This is a genomic window from Streptococcus sp. Marseille-Q8145, assembly GCF_965112035.1.
Map to the genome: position 1 here is coordinate 1 of NZ_CBCOPQ010000002.1, position 17,513 is coordinate 17,513.

Annotated in this window: 15 protein-coding genes and 4 pseudogenes; 2 read left to right on the plus strand and 17 right to left on the minus strand. The window is 37.8% G+C overall.

What is annotated here, in order from left to right; genetic code table 11:
- Window positions 1–104: pseudogene (locus ACWPVL_RS03150) on the plus strand (resolvase); the annotation flags it as partial.
- A gap of 64 nt (window positions 105–168) precedes the next feature.
- On the opposite strand, the gene comGB reads toward ACWPVL_RS03150, so the two are convergent.
- From comGB to ACWPVL_RS03225, 15 genes and pseudogenes are all read right to left on the minus strand, one after another.
- Window positions 169–1,185, minus strand: coding sequence for a competence type IV pilus assembly protein ComGB (comGB, locus tag ACWPVL_RS03155; RefSeq protein WP_454387661.1), 1,017 nt, complete (start codon window positions 1,183–1,185; stop codon window positions 169–171).
- Window positions 1,133–2,074 carry a competence type IV pilus ATPase ComGA gene (gene comGA, locus ACWPVL_RS03160; protein WP_454386840.1) on the minus strand — a complete coding sequence of 314 codons (942 nt, stop codon included), beginning with the start codon at window positions 2,072–2,074 and terminating at the stop codon, window positions 1,133–1,135. Before comGA ends, comGB begins: the two co-directional genes overlap by 53 nt.
- A gap of 85 nt (window positions 2,075–2,159) precedes the next feature.
- Window positions 2,160–2,531, minus strand: a complete 372-nt coding sequence (locus tag ACWPVL_RS03165; RefSeq protein WP_061910210.1) for a DUF1033 family protein — start codon at window positions 2,529–2,531, stop codon at window positions 2,160–2,162.
- A 133-nt stretch (window positions 2,532–2,664) separates the two neighbouring features.
- Window positions 2,665–3,933 carry a CapA family protein gene (locus ACWPVL_RS03170; protein WP_454386843.1) on the minus strand — a complete coding sequence of 423 codons (1,269 nt, stop codon included), beginning with the start codon at window positions 3,931–3,933 and terminating at the stop codon, window positions 2,665–2,667.
- Window positions 3,934–4,175: 242 nt separating this feature from the next.
- The gene (gene comW / locus ACWPVL_RS03175) at window positions 4,176–4,403 is read right to left on the minus strand and encodes a sigma(X)-activator ComW (RefSeq protein ID WP_187420941.1); all 228 of its coding nucleotides are present in this window, start codon (window positions 4,401–4,403) and stop codon (window positions 4,176–4,178) included.
- A 312-nt stretch (window positions 4,404–4,715) separates the two neighbouring features.
- On the minus strand, window positions 4,716–5,732 hold the full coding sequence (galE, locus tag ACWPVL_RS03180) for a UDP-glucose 4-epimerase GalE (RefSeq protein WP_454386845.1): 1,017 nt from the start codon (window positions 5,730–5,732) through the stop codon (window positions 4,716–4,718).
- Window positions 5,733–5,763: 31 nt separating this feature from the next.
- Window positions 5,764–6,816, minus strand: coding sequence for a galactofuranosyltransferase (locus tag ACWPVL_RS03185; protein WP_454386847.1), 1,053 nt, complete (start codon window positions 6,814–6,816; stop codon window positions 5,764–5,766).
- Between the two features lie 10 nt (window positions 6,817–6,826).
- Window positions 6,827–7,819 (minus strand): stealth family protein, encoded by a 993-nt coding sequence (locus tag ACWPVL_RS03190; protein WP_454386849.1) that lies wholly within the window; start codon window positions 7,817–7,819, stop codon window positions 6,827–6,829.
- Entirely contained in the window at window positions 7,816–8,916 is a 1,101-nt protein-coding gene (gene glf, locus ACWPVL_RS03195) for a UDP-galactopyranose mutase (protein ID WP_454386851.1), read from the minus strand. Before glf ends, ACWPVL_RS03190 begins: the two co-directional genes overlap by 4 nt.
- Before the next feature lie 13 nt (window positions 8,917–8,929).
- Window positions 8,930–9,925, minus strand: coding sequence for an acyltransferase (locus tag ACWPVL_RS03200; protein ID WP_454386853.1), 996 nt, complete (start codon window positions 9,923–9,925; stop codon window positions 8,930–8,932).
- Window positions 9,926–9,927: 2 nt separating this feature from the next.
- Window positions 9,928–11,343 carry a flippase gene (locus tag ACWPVL_RS03205; protein ID WP_454386855.1) on the minus strand — a complete coding sequence of 472 codons (1,416 nt, stop codon included), beginning with the start codon at window positions 11,341–11,343 and terminating at the stop codon, window positions 9,928–9,930.
- Between the two features lie 51 nt (window positions 11,344–11,394).
- Window positions 11,395–12,561, minus strand: a complete 1,167-nt coding sequence (locus tag ACWPVL_RS03210; RefSeq protein ID WP_454386857.1) for a polymerase — start codon at window positions 12,559–12,561, stop codon at window positions 11,395–11,397.
- Between the two features lie 86 nt (window positions 12,562–12,647).
- Window positions 12,648–13,652, minus strand: a complete 1,005-nt coding sequence (locus ACWPVL_RS03215) for a glycosyltransferase family 2 protein (protein ID WP_454386859.1) — start codon at window positions 13,650–13,652, stop codon at window positions 12,648–12,650.
- A gap of 1 nt (window position 13,653) precedes the next feature.
- Window positions 13,654–14,627, minus strand: a pseudogene (locus ACWPVL_RS03220) (glycosyltransferase).
- A 24-nt stretch (window positions 14,628–14,651) separates the two neighbouring features.
- Window positions 14,652–14,906 carry a DUF1919 domain-containing protein gene (locus ACWPVL_RS03225; RefSeq protein WP_454386861.1) on the minus strand — a complete coding sequence of 85 codons (255 nt, stop codon included), beginning with the start codon at window positions 14,904–14,906 and terminating at the stop codon, window positions 14,652–14,654.
- A gap of 97 nt (window positions 14,907–15,003) precedes the next feature.
- Here ACWPVL_RS03225 and ACWPVL_RS03230 point away from each other — a divergent pair.
- Window positions 15,004–16,179, plus strand: a pseudogene (locus ACWPVL_RS03230) (IS256 family transposase).
- Between the two features lie 49 nt (window positions 16,180–16,228).
- Here ACWPVL_RS03230 and ACWPVL_RS03235 read toward each other — a convergent pair.
- Both ACWPVL_RS03235 and ACWPVL_RS03240 read right to left on the minus strand, forming a co-directional pair.
- Window positions 16,229–16,489, minus strand: a pseudogene (locus tag ACWPVL_RS03235) (Stealth CR1 domain-containing protein); the annotation flags it as partial.
- Window positions 16,490–16,503: 14 nt separating this feature from the next.
- Window positions 16,504–17,505 (minus strand): glycosyltransferase, encoded by a 1,002-nt coding sequence (locus tag ACWPVL_RS03240; protein WP_454386863.1) that lies wholly within the window; start codon window positions 17,503–17,505, stop codon window positions 16,504–16,506.
- Window positions 17,506–17,513 lie beyond the last annotated feature (8 nt).

Genomic DNA, 17,513 nt, shown 5'->3' on the forward strand with positions numbered 1-17,513 from the left:
ACATATTAACTATGGACTATGATCATCAAAAATTTATTGTTAGAACTTTGATTAACAAGGTCCAGGTAACAGCCGAGGACATTGTCATTAAGTGGAGAATTTAGAGAATTTTACTAACCATCATTTCCACCAAAGTAAAGGCTTTAACCTTCAAAGTCTTTAATTTTTTCATAATTGAATCTCCATATTCTGATAAATTGGCAGCAACATGGCTGCATAAAGTAAAACAATAACAAGGGCGACAAAAACAAAGACGAGAGGCTGAATCAGATTCATGGCACGATTGATTCTCAGGAAAAACTCTTCCCAAGTCTTTTCGGCATACAGCTCCAATTCGTCACCCAACTTGGACTTGACCTCCCCGTATTCGATGATTAAGGCCAGCTCTTTCTTAAAGAAGGGGTAGGTGCCGACCTTCTCGGCATAGCCCTGACCTGCGCCTAGAGCCGTCTCCAACTCTCGTCCCAGCTCCTGAAAGAGCTGAGAAGGCTGGTCCTGCATGATAAGAAAGATCTGGCTCAATTCCAATCCTTGCCCAATCATATTGCCCCATTCACGCGCATAGTAGGCCGTCAGATAGGCCCGAACGAGCGTTCCAACAAAAGGAAACTTGGCCAAACGGCTGAAAAACCTCATCTTAGAGCTCTTGCGATAATAGAGCCAACCACCGCCAATCTGCAAGCAAATCACCAGAACGCCTCCCAGAAAGATCTGCGGTAGATAATGAATGAACTGAGTGGCCATATTTTGACTGTCCAACTGGGGCAAGAGATAATTACGCAAGCCCAGCATGATCAGTACTAGAAACCCAAGCAGCATCAGGGGATAAGTCCCCACCTCAATCAATTTCTTACGGACCTTGGATAGATTTTCCAGATAATCCTCGATTTTACCCAAACTAAGATTTAGATTTCCGTGCAACTCTGACAAAGATAGCTGGGTGACCACATTATCTGAAAAACCTAAACGCTTCATAATCTGGGAAAATGACTGACCCGCAGCCAAACCCGAACGCATCTCCGCGACATAAGCTTCCTCTAAAAGGGCGCTCCGCCGCAGGAAGTCAACAATCTCCGCCAAATGAAAACCACTGGTGAAGAGATTACGAAACAGCTCGATAATCTTCTTTTGCTTAGGCGTAGATAATTTTTTCCGCCTGCCTTTGATCATCTGTGATATGTCCATCTGCAAAAAGCTGGTCAATCTGCTGGTTCCAGAGACTGGCTTCATGCTGTTGATAGTCTTGGTTGACAAAGTCGATCACACCTCCTCCCCCGATTAAGCGCTGGTAACAAACGCCCTGTAGTACCATACGCAGCTCGTCTTCACTGACACCCAGCTCTAGCAGGCGCTCATAGACTCCCCGAATGCTCTTAGCATGGATGGTTGAAAAGACCGTGGCTCCTGTCAAACTAGCCCTTACCACCGCACGAGCCGTTTCTTGGTCTCGGATTTCCCCGATAATCAAGAGATCTGGTCGGTGGCGCAGAGACAATTTGATAAGGCTGTCGTAGGTCATGCCGATGGTTTCATTCAGCTGAAGCTGAAGCATGTTTTCCTGCTTGATTTCCACAGGGTCCTCGATAGACATGACCTGTTGTTGGCCAAATTTCATCTGAGCCAGCTGGTGCATCAGAGTCGTCTTTCCACTGCCAACTGGCCCTGAAAACAAATAAAGGCCACGAGAATTTACTTTTTTACGAAGATCAGGCAGATTGTCAAACCAGAAACGCAGCTCACGCTCCTCATCATGTAAGAGCCGGATGACCAAGCTCTCATAGCCACGGTAATCGCCGACGGTTGACAGACGGAGCGAGACCGTCACATCTCCACAATCATAATCGCAGGAGCCTAGCTGACTGCGCCTCTTCTCCCCGACATTCATCCCCGAGACAAACTTAAAATGGCTGATGACTGACGACAGTAAATCAAAATCATAGGTCTGAATGAAACGCCGCTCATCACCCACCCGCATATAAAGCTCATAGCAGGTGCTCTTGGGAATCAGATAGACATCTTGAGCTGCTTCCTGCCTAGCCAATTGAATCATTTCCTTTGCAATTTTTTGAACCATAAGTCCTCCTCACCTTACTATTCGCACAAAATGAGAAAAAATAAAAAAAGAATGAAGAAATTTTCTCCATTCTTTGACTTTTATCCTACCTAGCCCGCACTTTAATTTTGCAAATACGGTGTTTTTCAGTAGCATTTTGCTTGCGGTAGCCTGGACGATACTTGCTCTTGGGGATCTTGCTTTCATTTTCTAACAAAAGCAGAGAGTGGTATTGCTGAATATCTTCATTGCACTCCTCACACCAACGTTGATCGGCCGGATCCCAAAAAATCGTCATAAGATCACTGCGGCTTTTATAAAGTGGCGATGCTTCAGACATCTCTAACCAGCGGTGTTTATAGTATTTGAGGGCGGTATAATAATCATCAAAATACCTTTTTTCAATGATATCATCCTCCCAACCATCTAAAAACCACCAGGGCTCATAATCGCCATACATTTCTATTACGCTGTACATACCTGTCCCCTTTTGTATCCTATATTATATATAAAATTCTTTGATAATGAAACTATTTTGCTCGTCGGCTCTATAATAGTTCGTTTTTCATCAAAGAAAAGCAAAGAAACAAAAGGGAGTGTCGTTTTTGTGCTTATTTCCAATTCAGATGCACATGCTCTTTCATTTCCTTATAGGCCGTATCAATCCGATCTTTGGTCGCCTGATCCAGCTGATTGCGATATTTTCCACCCTCGATGAAATCTTCTAAGATAAGGGTTTGGTAAGCATAAAGCGGGTAACCCTCTGGCGAATAGGTTCCCTTTTCCACACGGCTAACCCAGCTTGGATGCGCCTGAGCTGTTTTGATAATGGTCCCCTTATCCGTCTTTTCAATGGTCACATCCATCAAAACACCACGCTCGGTCCACTCAGCCGTATCCACACCAGCCATGGTTTCAATCCGCTGATTGGAGATAAAATTTCCCATGGAGTAGATAATCAGCTTCTTCTGACCATCTTTTTCAAGAATTTCTGAAGGCTGCACTACGTGCGGATGCCCACCAAAAATGATGTCCGCTCCCCAGTCCACCATCTTATGATAGAGCTCGACCTGCTCCTCATTTGGCTCCAGCTGGTACTCGATTCCTGTCTGTGGCATGACTACCGTGATGTCCGCTTCTTTCTCCGCCTGCTCAATCTCCGCCTTCATCTTCTCCTCATCAAAGGTCGATAGGTGATGATCAATCTCCTTCTGACTGAGACTGGACTCCAAGCCATTAAAACCATAGGAATAAGCCAGAATAGCAATCTTGATGCCTTTTACCTCTTTGATCAGGATAGGCGCTTTATCCCTGTTTTTGTGAGTATAGACGCCGACTGGGCTAATTCCGTGATCTTCAAAGGCTTTAGCAGTCGTAAAAACTCCCTCAAGCCCTGAGTCTAGGATGTGATTATGGGCTAGATCCACCACTTGGTAGCCAGCATCTTTGATGGCGGGCACAACAGCCTCTGGAGCATTGAAAAGCGGATAGCCTGCCAAAGGATAGTCCGAGCGTATGGTCCCTTCAAAATCTCCCAAGACCAAATCTCCTTGCTGGAGCCAGTCCTTGACATAGGTGAAATTTTCCGAAAAATCATAGCTACCATCGGCCTTTTGAGCGCTCATATAAAGCCCATCATGATACAAAAGGTCGCCATTAGCCATAATCCGTACCGTTTTCGAATCAGCCTTCTTTCCTGCAACCGAGGAAGACTTAGGAACATCTTTAGCAGCATTCCTACCGTTTCCCTTAGGCATCCCCATGATGCTTTGGAAGAATAAAATCGCTACCGCTGATACAAATACCGCTCCCAGCAGGGCAAGGATAAAAGCACGGTTACTTGGTGCTGCTTGTCGCTTGATTTCAGATCTTTTCTCCATTTTGCCAACCTCCATATTACTTATATTTTATCATAAATTATCCTCCCAAGGGAATAAAAAAGAGTCTGGGACAAAAGTCCTAGCCTCTCAATTGTCTTTAGATTGTTGAGCAAGACGCAGTGGTTGAGTTGGCTCTACTACGCTGCTTTCATCAGCTTTTACAGCCCTATTCAACTGTGCGGGGGTGGGACGACGAAATCGAATTCTAAGCAATTACCGATTTCTGTCCCACTCTCTAAATATCAGGCCGAGCTCGGCATCAAGGACTGCAAATACCAGCGGTAAGCCACCCGATAATGATAGGCATTAAAAAACTTCATCTCCCCGATACCGTAGCGCATCAGGTAGTAAATCAGATAGCGCAAATGCAGGCTTTCCCACTCCATGCTGGCCTTTTGACAATGAGCATACTCAGTCTCAAGCTCCCCATAGTAATCTCTGAATTGATTATAAATTTCTTGAATTTCCATTATAGCTCCAATCTTTTTACTTTAACACTAGTTTAACGCAAAAAGAAGAGGTTTTGGGACAAGAATCGTATCTTGTCTCATTTTAGAGCCAAAAGGTAGGGTACGTCACTAGAAAATGACATTTCAGGGAACATTTTTGACATTTGGGGGTTGGGGAGTACGCTTTTTGATAAATATTTCAGATTAAATACCCTACTATATTGAAATCTAGAAGCAGCTAATATTTTAGAGGATAGAATGAAATAAAATCGATCTAACTCATAGCTTGAAATAGGAATAAGTTATTATACAGCCTAACCTCCCACTCTACTTTTATACTTCATAACCATTTGGATTTAGTCTTTGCCATCTCCATGAGTCCCTTACCATATCCTGTAGATTTTTTCCAGCTTTCCATCCTAAGACAAGATATGCCTTATTAGGATCTGCATAACAAGTAGCCACATCTCCAGGACGACGTTCCTTAATTACATAAGGAATCTTGACTCCATTTTCACATTCAAAAGCCTTAACCATATCCAAAACGCTATAGCCAGTCCCAGTTCCAAGGTTGAAAACAGCGGTTCCCTTATGTTCTAAATTGTGCTTCACAGCTAAAACATGGCCTTTTGCTAAATCTAACACATGAATATAGTCTCGCACACCTGTACCATCGTGTGTATCATAGTCATCACCAAAAATACTAAGCTCCTGCAATTTACCAACTGCAACCTGAGTGATATAGGGCATAAGATTATTAGGGATTCCATTTGGAGACTCACCAATTAAACCTGACTCATGAGCTCCAATAGGATTAAAATAACGAAGATTCGTCACAGACCAATCTGGATTTGCAGCAGCAACATCTGTTAAAATTTGCTCCATCATTAACTTCGTATATCCATAAGGGTTTGTCGCTGAAGTCGGCAAATCCTCTGTCAATGGTGAAATATTATTCATCCCATAAACTGTAGCACTAGAACTAAAGATAATATGCTTTACATCATATTTCTTCATCACATTGAGAAGGGCTATAGTCCCACCGACATTATTGTCATAATATTTTAGCGGTTCTTGTACAGACTCACCAACTGCCTTATAAGCCGCAAAATGAATCACTGCATCAATATGATTTTCCTCAAATACCTGACTCATAAACTTTTTGTCTGCAATAGAACCTTGATAAAAAGGAACCGTCACACCTGTAATAGTTTTTAATCTATCTAAGACCTGAAGCGAACTATTTGAAAAATCATCTACAACTACAACATCATAACCACTTTTTAATAATTCTACTACTGTGTGGCTACCGATATAACCTGTACCACCTGTGACTAAAATTTGTGTCATAAGTTTATCCCTTCCCTTCATAATACCAATCTTACTTCAATTTTGATAACGCAGCCTTCAAATATTGCCCTTGCCGAAGTCTACTACCAATCTGTTTAGCATTTTCTAACATTTCTTTGTATTGCTCTTCTGACAAGGTAGCTAAATTTTCTTTTAAATCAGAAAGAGAAGAAACAACTAGACCACACTGTTTATCTATCACAAAATGAGCCAATGCTGACTCTTCCCAAACAACTACAGGGAAGCCTGCCGCTAAATAAAGTGAAGCCTTGTGCGAGTTGTTATAGCGAAGGTACTCACCAAATACACCACTACATGTCTCAGCGCTATCACCATCCCAGACAAGACCAAAACCACCCTCAAGAGCTGCTGGTAGCTCGTCAGGTAAGAAGGACCCAAAGTAAGTCTCATTCGCAAGAGCTCTGCTCTCGTCGAAGCCAACACCATAAAGGTTATAAGCAGGTTCTTCAGGAAGAGAGTAAAGATAACCAGCTTTTTCCTGAGCCAAATTGCCAGCTACAATGATTGGCTGATTCTTAGTAAGACCCGTCTTCTCTTGGAAATTTGGAATCAAATAGTCGAAAATGCCAAGGCTAACAATCTTATCTGCCTCAATCCCTTTATCCACCAAAACAGATTTCATTATTGGATTGTGGGCGATGATCCCATCAGCTGCGCCAAGAAGACCTGATTCTTGAATTTGAATTCGAATCTTATGCTTCAAAGGAAAATTCTCAACATTAACATAACGAAGAGCTTCTAAATCGTGGATAATAAAATGAACTTTTACGCCTTTTTTCTGTGCTTTCTTTACATGATGTGTAGTGAAAAAACTATGATGAAGCATTGGGAACTGGATCAATAACTCATCACCTTGCTTTAGTTGACCCAAGGCCTGACCAATAGCCTTGGATTTATGAAGCTGTGCTTTAAGTGTACTCATCTCGTACCAATTATCAACAGAAAGAACCAAGGCTTGATAACCTTCTCTCTTTACAATTTCTTCAACATCATTACGTGCCTTATTACCGGCATTTTTAATATTATTATCGTGTAAAAATTCTTCTTTTAAATAGTATTTCATCTCTTATTTCTCATTTTTCAAAAGCTGATTTTTCAGGATAGCGTTCTTTCAAGATTTCCTTAAAACGAATGATATTCTCCTCTTTAAAGTCAACATCATCATTTACACAAAGCAGTTTTTTATGTTTATCTTTAAAGATACTCTCTAATCGATCCACTTGATTCAGGTCTATCGACTCTCCAAAATTCTTTGACATAGGGAAAAATTGATTACTTTCAATTTGCCAATGCTGACAGATGTATTGATTAACATCTACTCCATAGTCTCTAATTTTATTTCGTGACGTTTTATCTAATGTTTCTCCCTCAATTTCCCATAAATATGCCAAGGTACTCTTTTTCATCGGAACAGGTAAATGCTGATTCACATAGCCCGTCGGCCCCCAAGGTAAGAGTAGCAAGTTTTTCAAAATCAAAGATCCATAACGGAAATTAAAGAATTTCCAAGGTGAAGATTTTAAGGCTTTTTTATTAGGAAAATGGTGATAAATCAATTCAACATTATTGTGATAAGTATTCGTAAATGGTGACCAAGGAACTAAAGCATCATATACAGCTAAAAGCTTAGGTTGTCCATTCTTATAAAAATCCGAAGGCTGACTATCTCTGATCAAATACATATCATCATTGAAATAGAGACAGTTTTCCGACAAGCCTTCAATCCGATGGAGGTTAAGCTCAATAGCCGCTGAATTATAGGTAGGTAGATACTCTTTAGGGATAAATTCCTTATGAGTGACCAACTTGAGTTTTGGATGCTCCAAGTTCAACCATTCAGGTTTTTGTCCATTGGTGACTAAGTAAACATGATTTACCCAAGGGGCATGATTTTCAATCATTCGAAACCAGTAATTAAAAATCCCGTAATCACGATAACGCTGCTCTCCGTCGATTTCTTGGTCCAAATCTGCAGCTTTACCAGTCACAGCTTGTTTCTCACGGATAAACTCTGGATCACTACCATCAACCCAGAGAACAACGATATCAATCTTTTCTTGTGTCATTTAGTAAATTCTTTCTCAACGACTTCCAAGGCACGCTCAATGACTACGTGCATGTCGTAGTATTTATAGTCTGCTAGACGACCACAGAAGATGACCTTGTCATTTTTCTCAGCTTCTTCTTGGTACTTGGCAAACATAGCATTGTTTTTGTCATCATTGATTGGGTAGTAGGGCTCATCTCCACGTTTCCAATCAGCTGGATATTCGCGAGTGATGACCGTCTTTGGTTGGGTTCCATACTCGAAGTGCTTATGCTCAATGATACGAGTATAAGGAATCTCACGTTCTGTGTAGTTGACTACAGCATTACCTTGATAATTTTCCTCATCCAAGATTTCGTGTTCAAAACGCAAGCTACGGTACTCCAACTCCCCGTGCTTGTAGTCAAAGTACTGGTCAATCATTCCTGTAAAGACTACTTTTTCAGCTGACGCTTCCAGTTCTTCTCGATTGGCAAAGAAATCAACTCCTAGCTCAACTTCAACATCGCCGAGCATGTTTTCAATAATGACATTGTAGCCACCGATTGGAATTCCTTGGTAACGGTCGTTAAAGTAGTTATTATCGAAGGTCAAGCGAACTGGAAGACGTTTAATGATAAATGGTGGAAGGTCTGTTGCAGAACGTCCCCATTGTTTTTCCGTGTATCCTTTGATCAATTTTTCATAGATATCTGGACCAATCAACTTGATGGCTTGTTCTTCCAAGTTTTTTGGTTCAACATCTTTCATATCAGCCGTTTGCTCAGCAATCTTGTCTTTAACTTCTTGCGGAGTCTTGGTTCCCCACATGGCGTAGAAGGTATTCATGTTGAAGGGAAGATTGTAGAGGCTACCCTTGTAATTAGCCACTGGTGAGTTGATATAATTATTGAATTCAGCGAATTGGTTAACATAGTCCCAAACTTTTTTGTTGGACGTATGGAAAATGTGGGCACCGTACTTGTGGACATTGATTCCTTCAACATTTTCACAGTAAATATTTCCGCCAATGTGATCACGCTTGTCAATCACTTTCACTTTTTTGCCACGTTTTGTGGCTTCGTGTGCGAAGATTGCTCCAGATAAACCAGCACCAACGATAAGATAATCGTACATTATAAACTCCTTTTTATATTTTAACTATTCGATTGATATAAGGGATTTTCATTAATGTCATACTTATTAGAAAACTAATCATTAATGTGAAAACAGGGAAAAATAAGTATGCACCCACTATGTTAAACCCTATCAACTTTTGCCATATCTTCATAACATAGGTATGTATAATGAATACCCCCATCGTTTGGACTGATAACAAGTAGATCATTCTAAATTTATAAGCATCAATGGTTAGTGTCAATAAGATAAGAAATAGTCCTAAACTAATTACTTTTACCAAAAGATTGTCATAAAAATATTCAGCAAAAAGATTATGATAAGTATTTTTTGCTATGAAAAATAATATTTTCGGTGAAATCAATAACAAAAGTGTGCTGACTACTTTCATCCATCCCTTAAAGATTGATTTTAAATTATCTATATTGAATTGTGCTACAAAACCACCTAAAATGTAGTAAAAACCAAGTCCATAATCTAAACGTCTGTATAACATAAATTTGCACTGGCATTTGAAGCAAAAATTTATCAATTCAAAAATCAAACCAATAATTGTTAATACAGATAGAAAGTACAAATAACTTCTTTTCGAATATAAATACTTCTTCAATATCGGCAAACATAAATAAATTAGTATCAATGAGCCGAAAAACCAAAATTGGAAGAAATAACCCTTTTGTATCAAAGAAGCCAAAATTTTTTTAATTGGATTATTTGTGAAGTCTCTTTTAAGTAACCAGATGATAACAGTCCATGACGACACTGTTATTAGAATCCATTTTATTTTATGTAGTATATAGGGATATGTTATCTTGCTTTTACCCAATAATAAATAACCATTCACCATAAAAAACAAGGGAATTGAATAAGTACCTAAATAATATAAATAAGATGAGTAATTCCATTGCCCTGTTTCCTTAAACCCTGGCATCGTAGTGTGAAGCAAAACAACTCCGATACAAGCAATTATTTTAATCAAGTCTAAGTTTATATTCCGTATTTTCTTCATTGCTAATTTTTCCCTATTATTTGTTTTAATTCTTTCACATCTACCACTTTCAAAACTAGAATAGCAAGCAGGTAAATGAGACCACCAAGTACTGCATACACAAGAACATTTAAAGTAGGTGAAAAATGCAAGAATGGTTTTGCACTTAGCAACAACCCATACATCATAGCAGATGCGCATACAATTTTTGCCATAGAACCAAGAATCGATACTTCTTTGAGGTAAGGAAGGGTATAGTACAATTGAATGAACCATACCAGTGACTCTGTCAGAACTGATACAATAGCCGCACCGATAAAACCAAAATGAGGCAAGAAGAGCAAATTCAACCCTACACTTACTATAGCAGGAATGGTGGTGGATAGCATAAATTCTTTGTTTTTATCATGCGGGATGAGAATTTGAATCCCCATAATATTGGTCCAACCGATGAAGAACATGCGGAAGATCATGATGGCAATGGCATAACGCGCATCCTGGAAATCCTTCCCTAGAAAGAATTGAACAAAGTCATCGTTGACAATCAGCATGCCAGCAATGATGGGGAAAATGACCAAATTATAAATCAAAAAGGACATTTGGTGCATCTTGTTGACAGCCTTGTAGTCTCCAGAGGACAAAAGACTAGATACACGAGGCAACATGACACTTCCCAGAGACGTCACCAAGGTCAACAAAATATTGACGAGTTTTAAAGCCTGGTCGTAAATCCCGACATCCTTTGTAGAGGCGAGAGCTCCCAGCATGGTCCGGTCAAGAGTAACATAGAGGGAAATGGCAATCTGCGGTAAAAAGAGTAGAATGACCGGTTTTAAATGCACCCGTGCATAGGCCATATCGAAATAGGCTTTCCCAATAAATTCGCGGGCAGGTAACCACATGCTCAGCTGACCTAACAGCTCAAAGATGGTCAGTAAGAATACATAGAGATAAAGATCATTGGCAGATTTAACGAACAAGAAGATGGAGATGACTCCGACTAGCTTAACCGTAGTATTTCGAACCGTAATCCTGCGGAAGTCCTCTAAGCCCTGAAAAAGCCAGGAGATATCGAGCCCTTTTGATACTAAGCTAAGTCCTAAGATATAGGCAACTGGATTTTGCATAGAAGACAGGGTCACACATAAAAGAACATAGAGGCTAAGGGATAAAACCGTAGCACCCAACTGGAGGGTATAAATCCCCCAGAAATTCTTTTGGATGTCTTTCCGGTGCCCTGAAATTTCCTTAGTACCATAATTGGCCACTCCTAAAGTCGCTAAAAGGATAAAATAAGTGACAATGGAGTTGAAATAGCCGTAAGTTCCTAAATCTTCAGAGCTAAATACCCGAGTGACATACGGGGTGGTGATAATCGGTAGAATAATCACCAGCAGCTGGTAGGAAAGATTATAGGCGTAATTTTTTAAAACTTTCATAAGTACAATAACTTGTTTTAGCCTTCCTTTGAATTTGACGAATACTCTTCTTTATTCAATTTTCGCATCCTCATTCACAATAAATAGGCGACTGATAAATAAGATTAATGGAGAATAACGAAGAACTAACATCTGAGGATCAAACATACCATGGATAATCATAATTCCTAAGCAAGCCAGTACGATATCTTTTTGAATGGACACAAAATAACGCATCACTTTTGTCAATGCAAACAACATAAATGCACTGACAATCAAGCCATCAATAACCAATAATTGAACAAAAGAGCTATCAATATAATTGTAATTACTAGTGAAATTTCCAAACATATCAAGAGTTGTAAAGGAAATTGGTTGCCCTAACCAAGATACCCCAAAATTTTGAAAACCATTGACACTGAGACGCAAGCGACTATGCGTAAATTGATCGACTAAGTGAAATAAATTCCCAGATGAATAAAAACAAAAATACAAGATAATCACTAAAGCTAAAATAAAACAGTACTGCACAAGTGTCTTTGTCCAGAAGTTTCCAATGATAAACTCTTTTTTAAAGATTTTAATACTCAACAAAGCATAGGTTAGTATCAAAATGCTTAAGTAAAATGGACTAGATGTCGAAGTTTGTTGGTACATATAAATCGTAGCCAAGAGTAGGCCCAACAATTCAAGGTAAGAAATTCTTTTGCCCCGAAACATCAGATAAGTACACAGGGCAAAAAACAGTCTCTGTGACGCAAAGGATACATAGTTAAACCCTAGACTAAAACGGTAGCCACCATCTGCATTCATAAACATATTGCCAATCATACCTTTTTGACTGGCATAAATTGTCAAACAAAGTACCAGGAATGTCGCTAAAGAAAACGTTCCTAACAATTTCCTAAAATCAATATCTCTAGCTGAAAAAACTAATAATAAAACGTTTATGTCAAGTAAACCATCACGATTTTTTGAAACTATCAACATCGAAAAGAGGAATGCAAGTGCTATTAACAGCGATTTCCAGTGAAATCTAAAGTAATACAAGGTCTTCGGAAGAGTAATAAACTCTTTTATCAAAATTATGATAATAGTAAAATAGAGAAGCATCTTATACAGGAATAGAAATCCATCTAATCGAACAAAATAAGTGGTTGTGACTAAGGAAGCGACAACAACCCATATAAACAAGGTGAATAAATAAATTTTTTCTGAGATAAAACGATTGTTCATCACAATAGTCGTCCAATCCTTTCAATCATAATCATAAAGTCTTATTACTAGTATCTAAAAAAACTCTCACAACTAAATAGCGAGTACCCCTATTTTATCAAGGTTTGCAGTTTTTTTAAAAAAATTACTGTCAGATACATTCTGAAATGTAATAACCGCCTAACTAGAGGATGAAGCGGAGAAGTAGCTTTTTTTAGCAAGGCAATCATCTCTTGATTTCTACACAACACCTCAACACAGTGTCGTTTTTTAGAAAGAGACATCTTTTGCTTTGATATGTTCTGAATATTACTCATCAGGATGCGCGTCTTTATTTGATCTATAAATTGATCATCATGGATATTCCAACTTGTCATCAACTGATCAACTTTTCCTAGTTCTTCCAATTGATAGTTCATCCGATTAGGATTATACTGTCCCATCGCAGAATCTACTCTTCCTGAAATATAGACATAATAACAAAATTTTACCAAGAGAACAGCATTGACATGCTGATAAACATTCAAATTGAAACGAACATCTTCTCCCAATTCATAGGATTCAAAAACAATTTGGTGTTTTTTCAGGAATTCTCTACGGTAAATTTTATTCCAAACAGTATACATCATATTCGTTAGAAATAACTCTTGAAAAAGCGCGATAAATTCACTTTTGTCTTTCTTCCCATCAATGGGAAGTATGTTTGCTGATCGAGCTATTTCTGATAAGTTCTTTTCAATCGAATTATAGTAACTAAATACTAATAAGTCCAATTGGGAATCTAATTGGCTTTCCACATCTGAAAATAGATTCCCCACAAGATAGTCATCCGCATCCACAAAACAAATGAACTCGCCTTTCGCTTTGGATAAGCCAAAGTTACGTGCCGGACCGACACCATGGTTTTCAATATGATAGACAGAGATATTTGCGTACTCATTAGCATAAATATCGCAAATACTACCACTACGATCTGTAGAACCATTATCTATCACTATAATCTCCAAGTCATCATAATTCTGAGAAATAACACTTTTTAAACAACGATCAATGTATTTCTCAACGTTATAGACTGGAATAATAACAGAGTATTTCAAATTAAACTCCCAAATCATATCAGAAAATGTTTTGAATACTGAAGGCTAGTTTTAATACTTTAAGTCTAAACAGTATATATTTTAACTTATTTGGTTGGTCTTTCATTTGAAAAAGAGAAACACTATTCTTAAGTAATTCTTGTTTCACTTCATTAGTAATGTCTATATATATTTTATCTAATTTAGATTTATATAAACTTGCCAAGATATGAGTCAAGCCATTCACATAAAATAGCTGTAAAATTTGTAATTCTTCTTGATTTAATTGTGAACGAACATAATCAGGATAGAAAATATCTTTATAAAATCCAAACTTATCACTAAACTTCTGCTCATTCCAAGACTGTGTAATGGAATCAGGATTATCAATTAAATAGTGATAATACTTTTGATTGGTAGCAAAGACATTCTTGGCTGAAAGAAAAGCTTGTAATTCGTTCCCAAGTCTTCGTAATATTTTCCTTTTGGAAAAGAAATATTATTATCAACAAATAAAGACTTTTTATATATTTTGTCGTTGGCAAACTCTGTGATATAACTGTGCTTGAGCATTTGGACAAAACCATCTTTACCTTCAAACACTTTAGTTACTAATGGATCTGAAACTATAGCATCTTCTTCACCTTTGACAAACTCACGATTAAAAGAAATAATATCAAATTTTTGAGATTCTAGCTCTTCTGCCAAGGCTATAAAGGTATCCGGCTCAATCCAATCATCTGAATCAGGAAAATAAACATATTCTCCTTTAGCCTGAGAAATACCCGTATTGCGAGCTTCAGAAAGTCCTCTATTTTCTTTATGAATAACTGAGATAAAGTCATAAGCTTTAACATAGTCATCACAGATTTGAGGAGATTTATCAGTACTTCCGTCATCTACAAGTATAATATCATAATTATGCCACCCTTGGACAAGTACGCTTTCTACACAACGTTTTAAATACTTTTCAACATTATAAACTGGAATGACAACAGTTAAAAGTGGTTTCATGGATTCCTCACCTAAATTTTTATTTTATGTTAGAACTTCCCCACCCTTATTCAACCAAGTTACAACATTAAAATAGCGGTGGTACGTTTTCAAATCAATGCCAACGTGTCCTTGCTTTTCAGCTGATTTAAAATGAACTAAGGAAGGGAAATCGCTATAATTTTTCAAAGAAAGGATAAACTTACTCTTGTAAGGGAACTCTTCGAAATCTTTCATCAATTCATAAGTACAATCATCATTATCATTAAACTTGAAATACAAATTATCCCAAATGATCAATTAATACTGGTAGTGTAAAATAAGTTGTGTAAACACAAAAAGGAATAAATCCTTTATAGTAGAGTTGCGAAATATTACTAGAAAGAGATTTATTCCTATGACTCAGTTTACCACAGAATTGCTTAACTTCCTAGCCCAAAAGCAAGATATTGATGAATTTTTCCGTTCTTCTCTTGAAACAGCTATGAACGACCTGCTTCAAGCAGAGTTATCAGCCTTTTTAGGGTATGAGCCTTACGATAAAGTTGGCTATCATACCGGCAATAGTCGTAATGGAACCTATTCACGAAAATTTGAAACCAAATATGGTACGGTTCATTTAAGCATACCTAGAGACCGAAATGGAGACTTCAATCCAGCTTTGCTTCCCTCTTATGGACGTCGTGATGACCACTTAGAAGAGTTGGTTATCAAACTCTATCAAACCGGCGTAACGACTCAAGAAATTAGTGATATTATCGATCGAATGTATGGTCATCACTATAGTCCTGCTACAATTTCTAATATCTCAAAAGCAACTCAGGAGAATGTCGCTGCTTTTCATGAGCGAAGCTTAGAAGCTAATTACTCTGTTTTATTTCTTGATGGAACCTATCTTCCATTAAGACGTGGAACCGTTAGTAAAGAATGTATTCATATCGCACTTGGCATTACACCAGAAGGACAGAAGGCTGTTCTTGGATATGAAATCGCCCCAAATGAAAACAATGCTTCTTGGTCCCCCCTGTTAGACAAGCTTCAAAACCAAGGAATCCAACAGGTTTCTCTTGTAGTGACCGATGGCTTCAAGGGGCTTGAGCAGATGATCAGTCAGGCTTACCCATTAGCTAAGCAATAACGTTGCTTAATTCATATTAGTCGAAATTTGGCTAGTAAGGTGAAGCTATCTGATCGGGCAGTTATTCTGGAGCAATTTAAAACAATTTATCGTGCTCAAAATTTAGAAATTGCAGTACAAGCTTTAGTGGACTTTGTCGCTGAATGGAAACCAAAGTATAGGAAAATAATGGAAAGTCTGGAGAATACGGACAATCTTTTAACTTTTTATCAGTTCCCTCATCAAATTTGGCGTAGTATTTATTCGACGAACCTCATTGAGTCTCTTAACAAAGAAATCAAACGTCAAACGAAAAAGAAGGTTCTTTTTCCTAACGAGGAGGCTCTGGAACGTTATTTAGTTACTTTGTTTGAAGATTATAATTTCAAGCAAAGTCAACGAATCCACAGAGGATTTGCCCAATGTTCTGACACCCTTGAAACCTTATTTGATTAGCACTCCTGAACTCTACTTGAGTGTTTACACAAAATTATTGACAGTATCTTAATACTAACTTATCACTATAAATATTTAACCAGCTCGGTTTTTGATTATCCGTATCAAGATAAACTTTATTTACCCAAGGTGCAAATTTTTCTACCCCTCTAAACCAGTATTTAAAAGTTCCCCACTCACGGTAGGCCTTGACAGAATTCATACTTTTTTGGGACGTATCTACAGATTTATCAAACCGATTTTTCTTTTCTCTCCAAACCGTATCATTCCCATCAACCCATGTGACAACAAAATCAATCTTCTCTCCCATTAAGCTTCTCCTATTTAAAAATTTAATAATCTTTCCATTAATTTTATAGAGGTATACTGTTCGAAATATCGAGCTTTTGCACTTGCTACTCTTTGTAAGACATTATCAGCCATGGGATTGAAATCTTCTATTAACCTTGCTAGTTTCTCAAAATCTCCTGATGGGTAAAAGGTCACTAGCGACTCATCAACATAATCTCTAACCGATGGAATATCATTAACAATGATAGGAACTCCTAAAGACATTGCTTGGAGCATAACCATATGACCAGCTGATAAATCAATATCTTTTAATGATAAGACAAGCAAATTAGATTTAGCTAATACATCTCCAAAGGTTTCTACTACTACATCAGATAACACATGAATGTTTGAAGCATGCGTAGGAACTCTCCATGGCTGAGTTGCAATTACACAAGGAATCGAAATTCTGGAAGCTTCAACCGCTTTAACTAATGTTTCATAGTCACGATTACTACCTCCACCCGAAAAGATATACTTAGTTGGTAAAGAGCCTTGATAAGTTAGTTGATTATCATAATCTAAGCCGTAATGAATAAATTTAAATTTCTCCTGAAATTCTGGAAAGAGTTCCGAATAATAATGAATTTCTTTTGAACCATAGACTATGATATTTCCGATATTCTGGAAAGATTTTTTTACAAGCTGCTTTCGTAAATAATAATAGATTTTATTTTTCTTATTCTCAAACAAAAACCCTGCTAATGTAATTTCTTTGCCACTTTTATTTAAAATTCCTAAAAAAATTCCTACAAGAGGATTTACACAAATAATCTTCTTGACATCATATTTTATAAATTTCCGAGCATAATCATAGGACATTTTCCACATTAATAGATGATACAAAGCACTACCGATGTATTTGAAATTACGTACTCTTCTTATAAGTGGACTTTCATAGTTGGTATAAACTACTCGGCTCCCGCCATGAAGAGATTGATAATACTCTTCATTCTTTTTTTGCAGTTCACTGTCTAAAATGATTAAATTTTCCATTATACCTC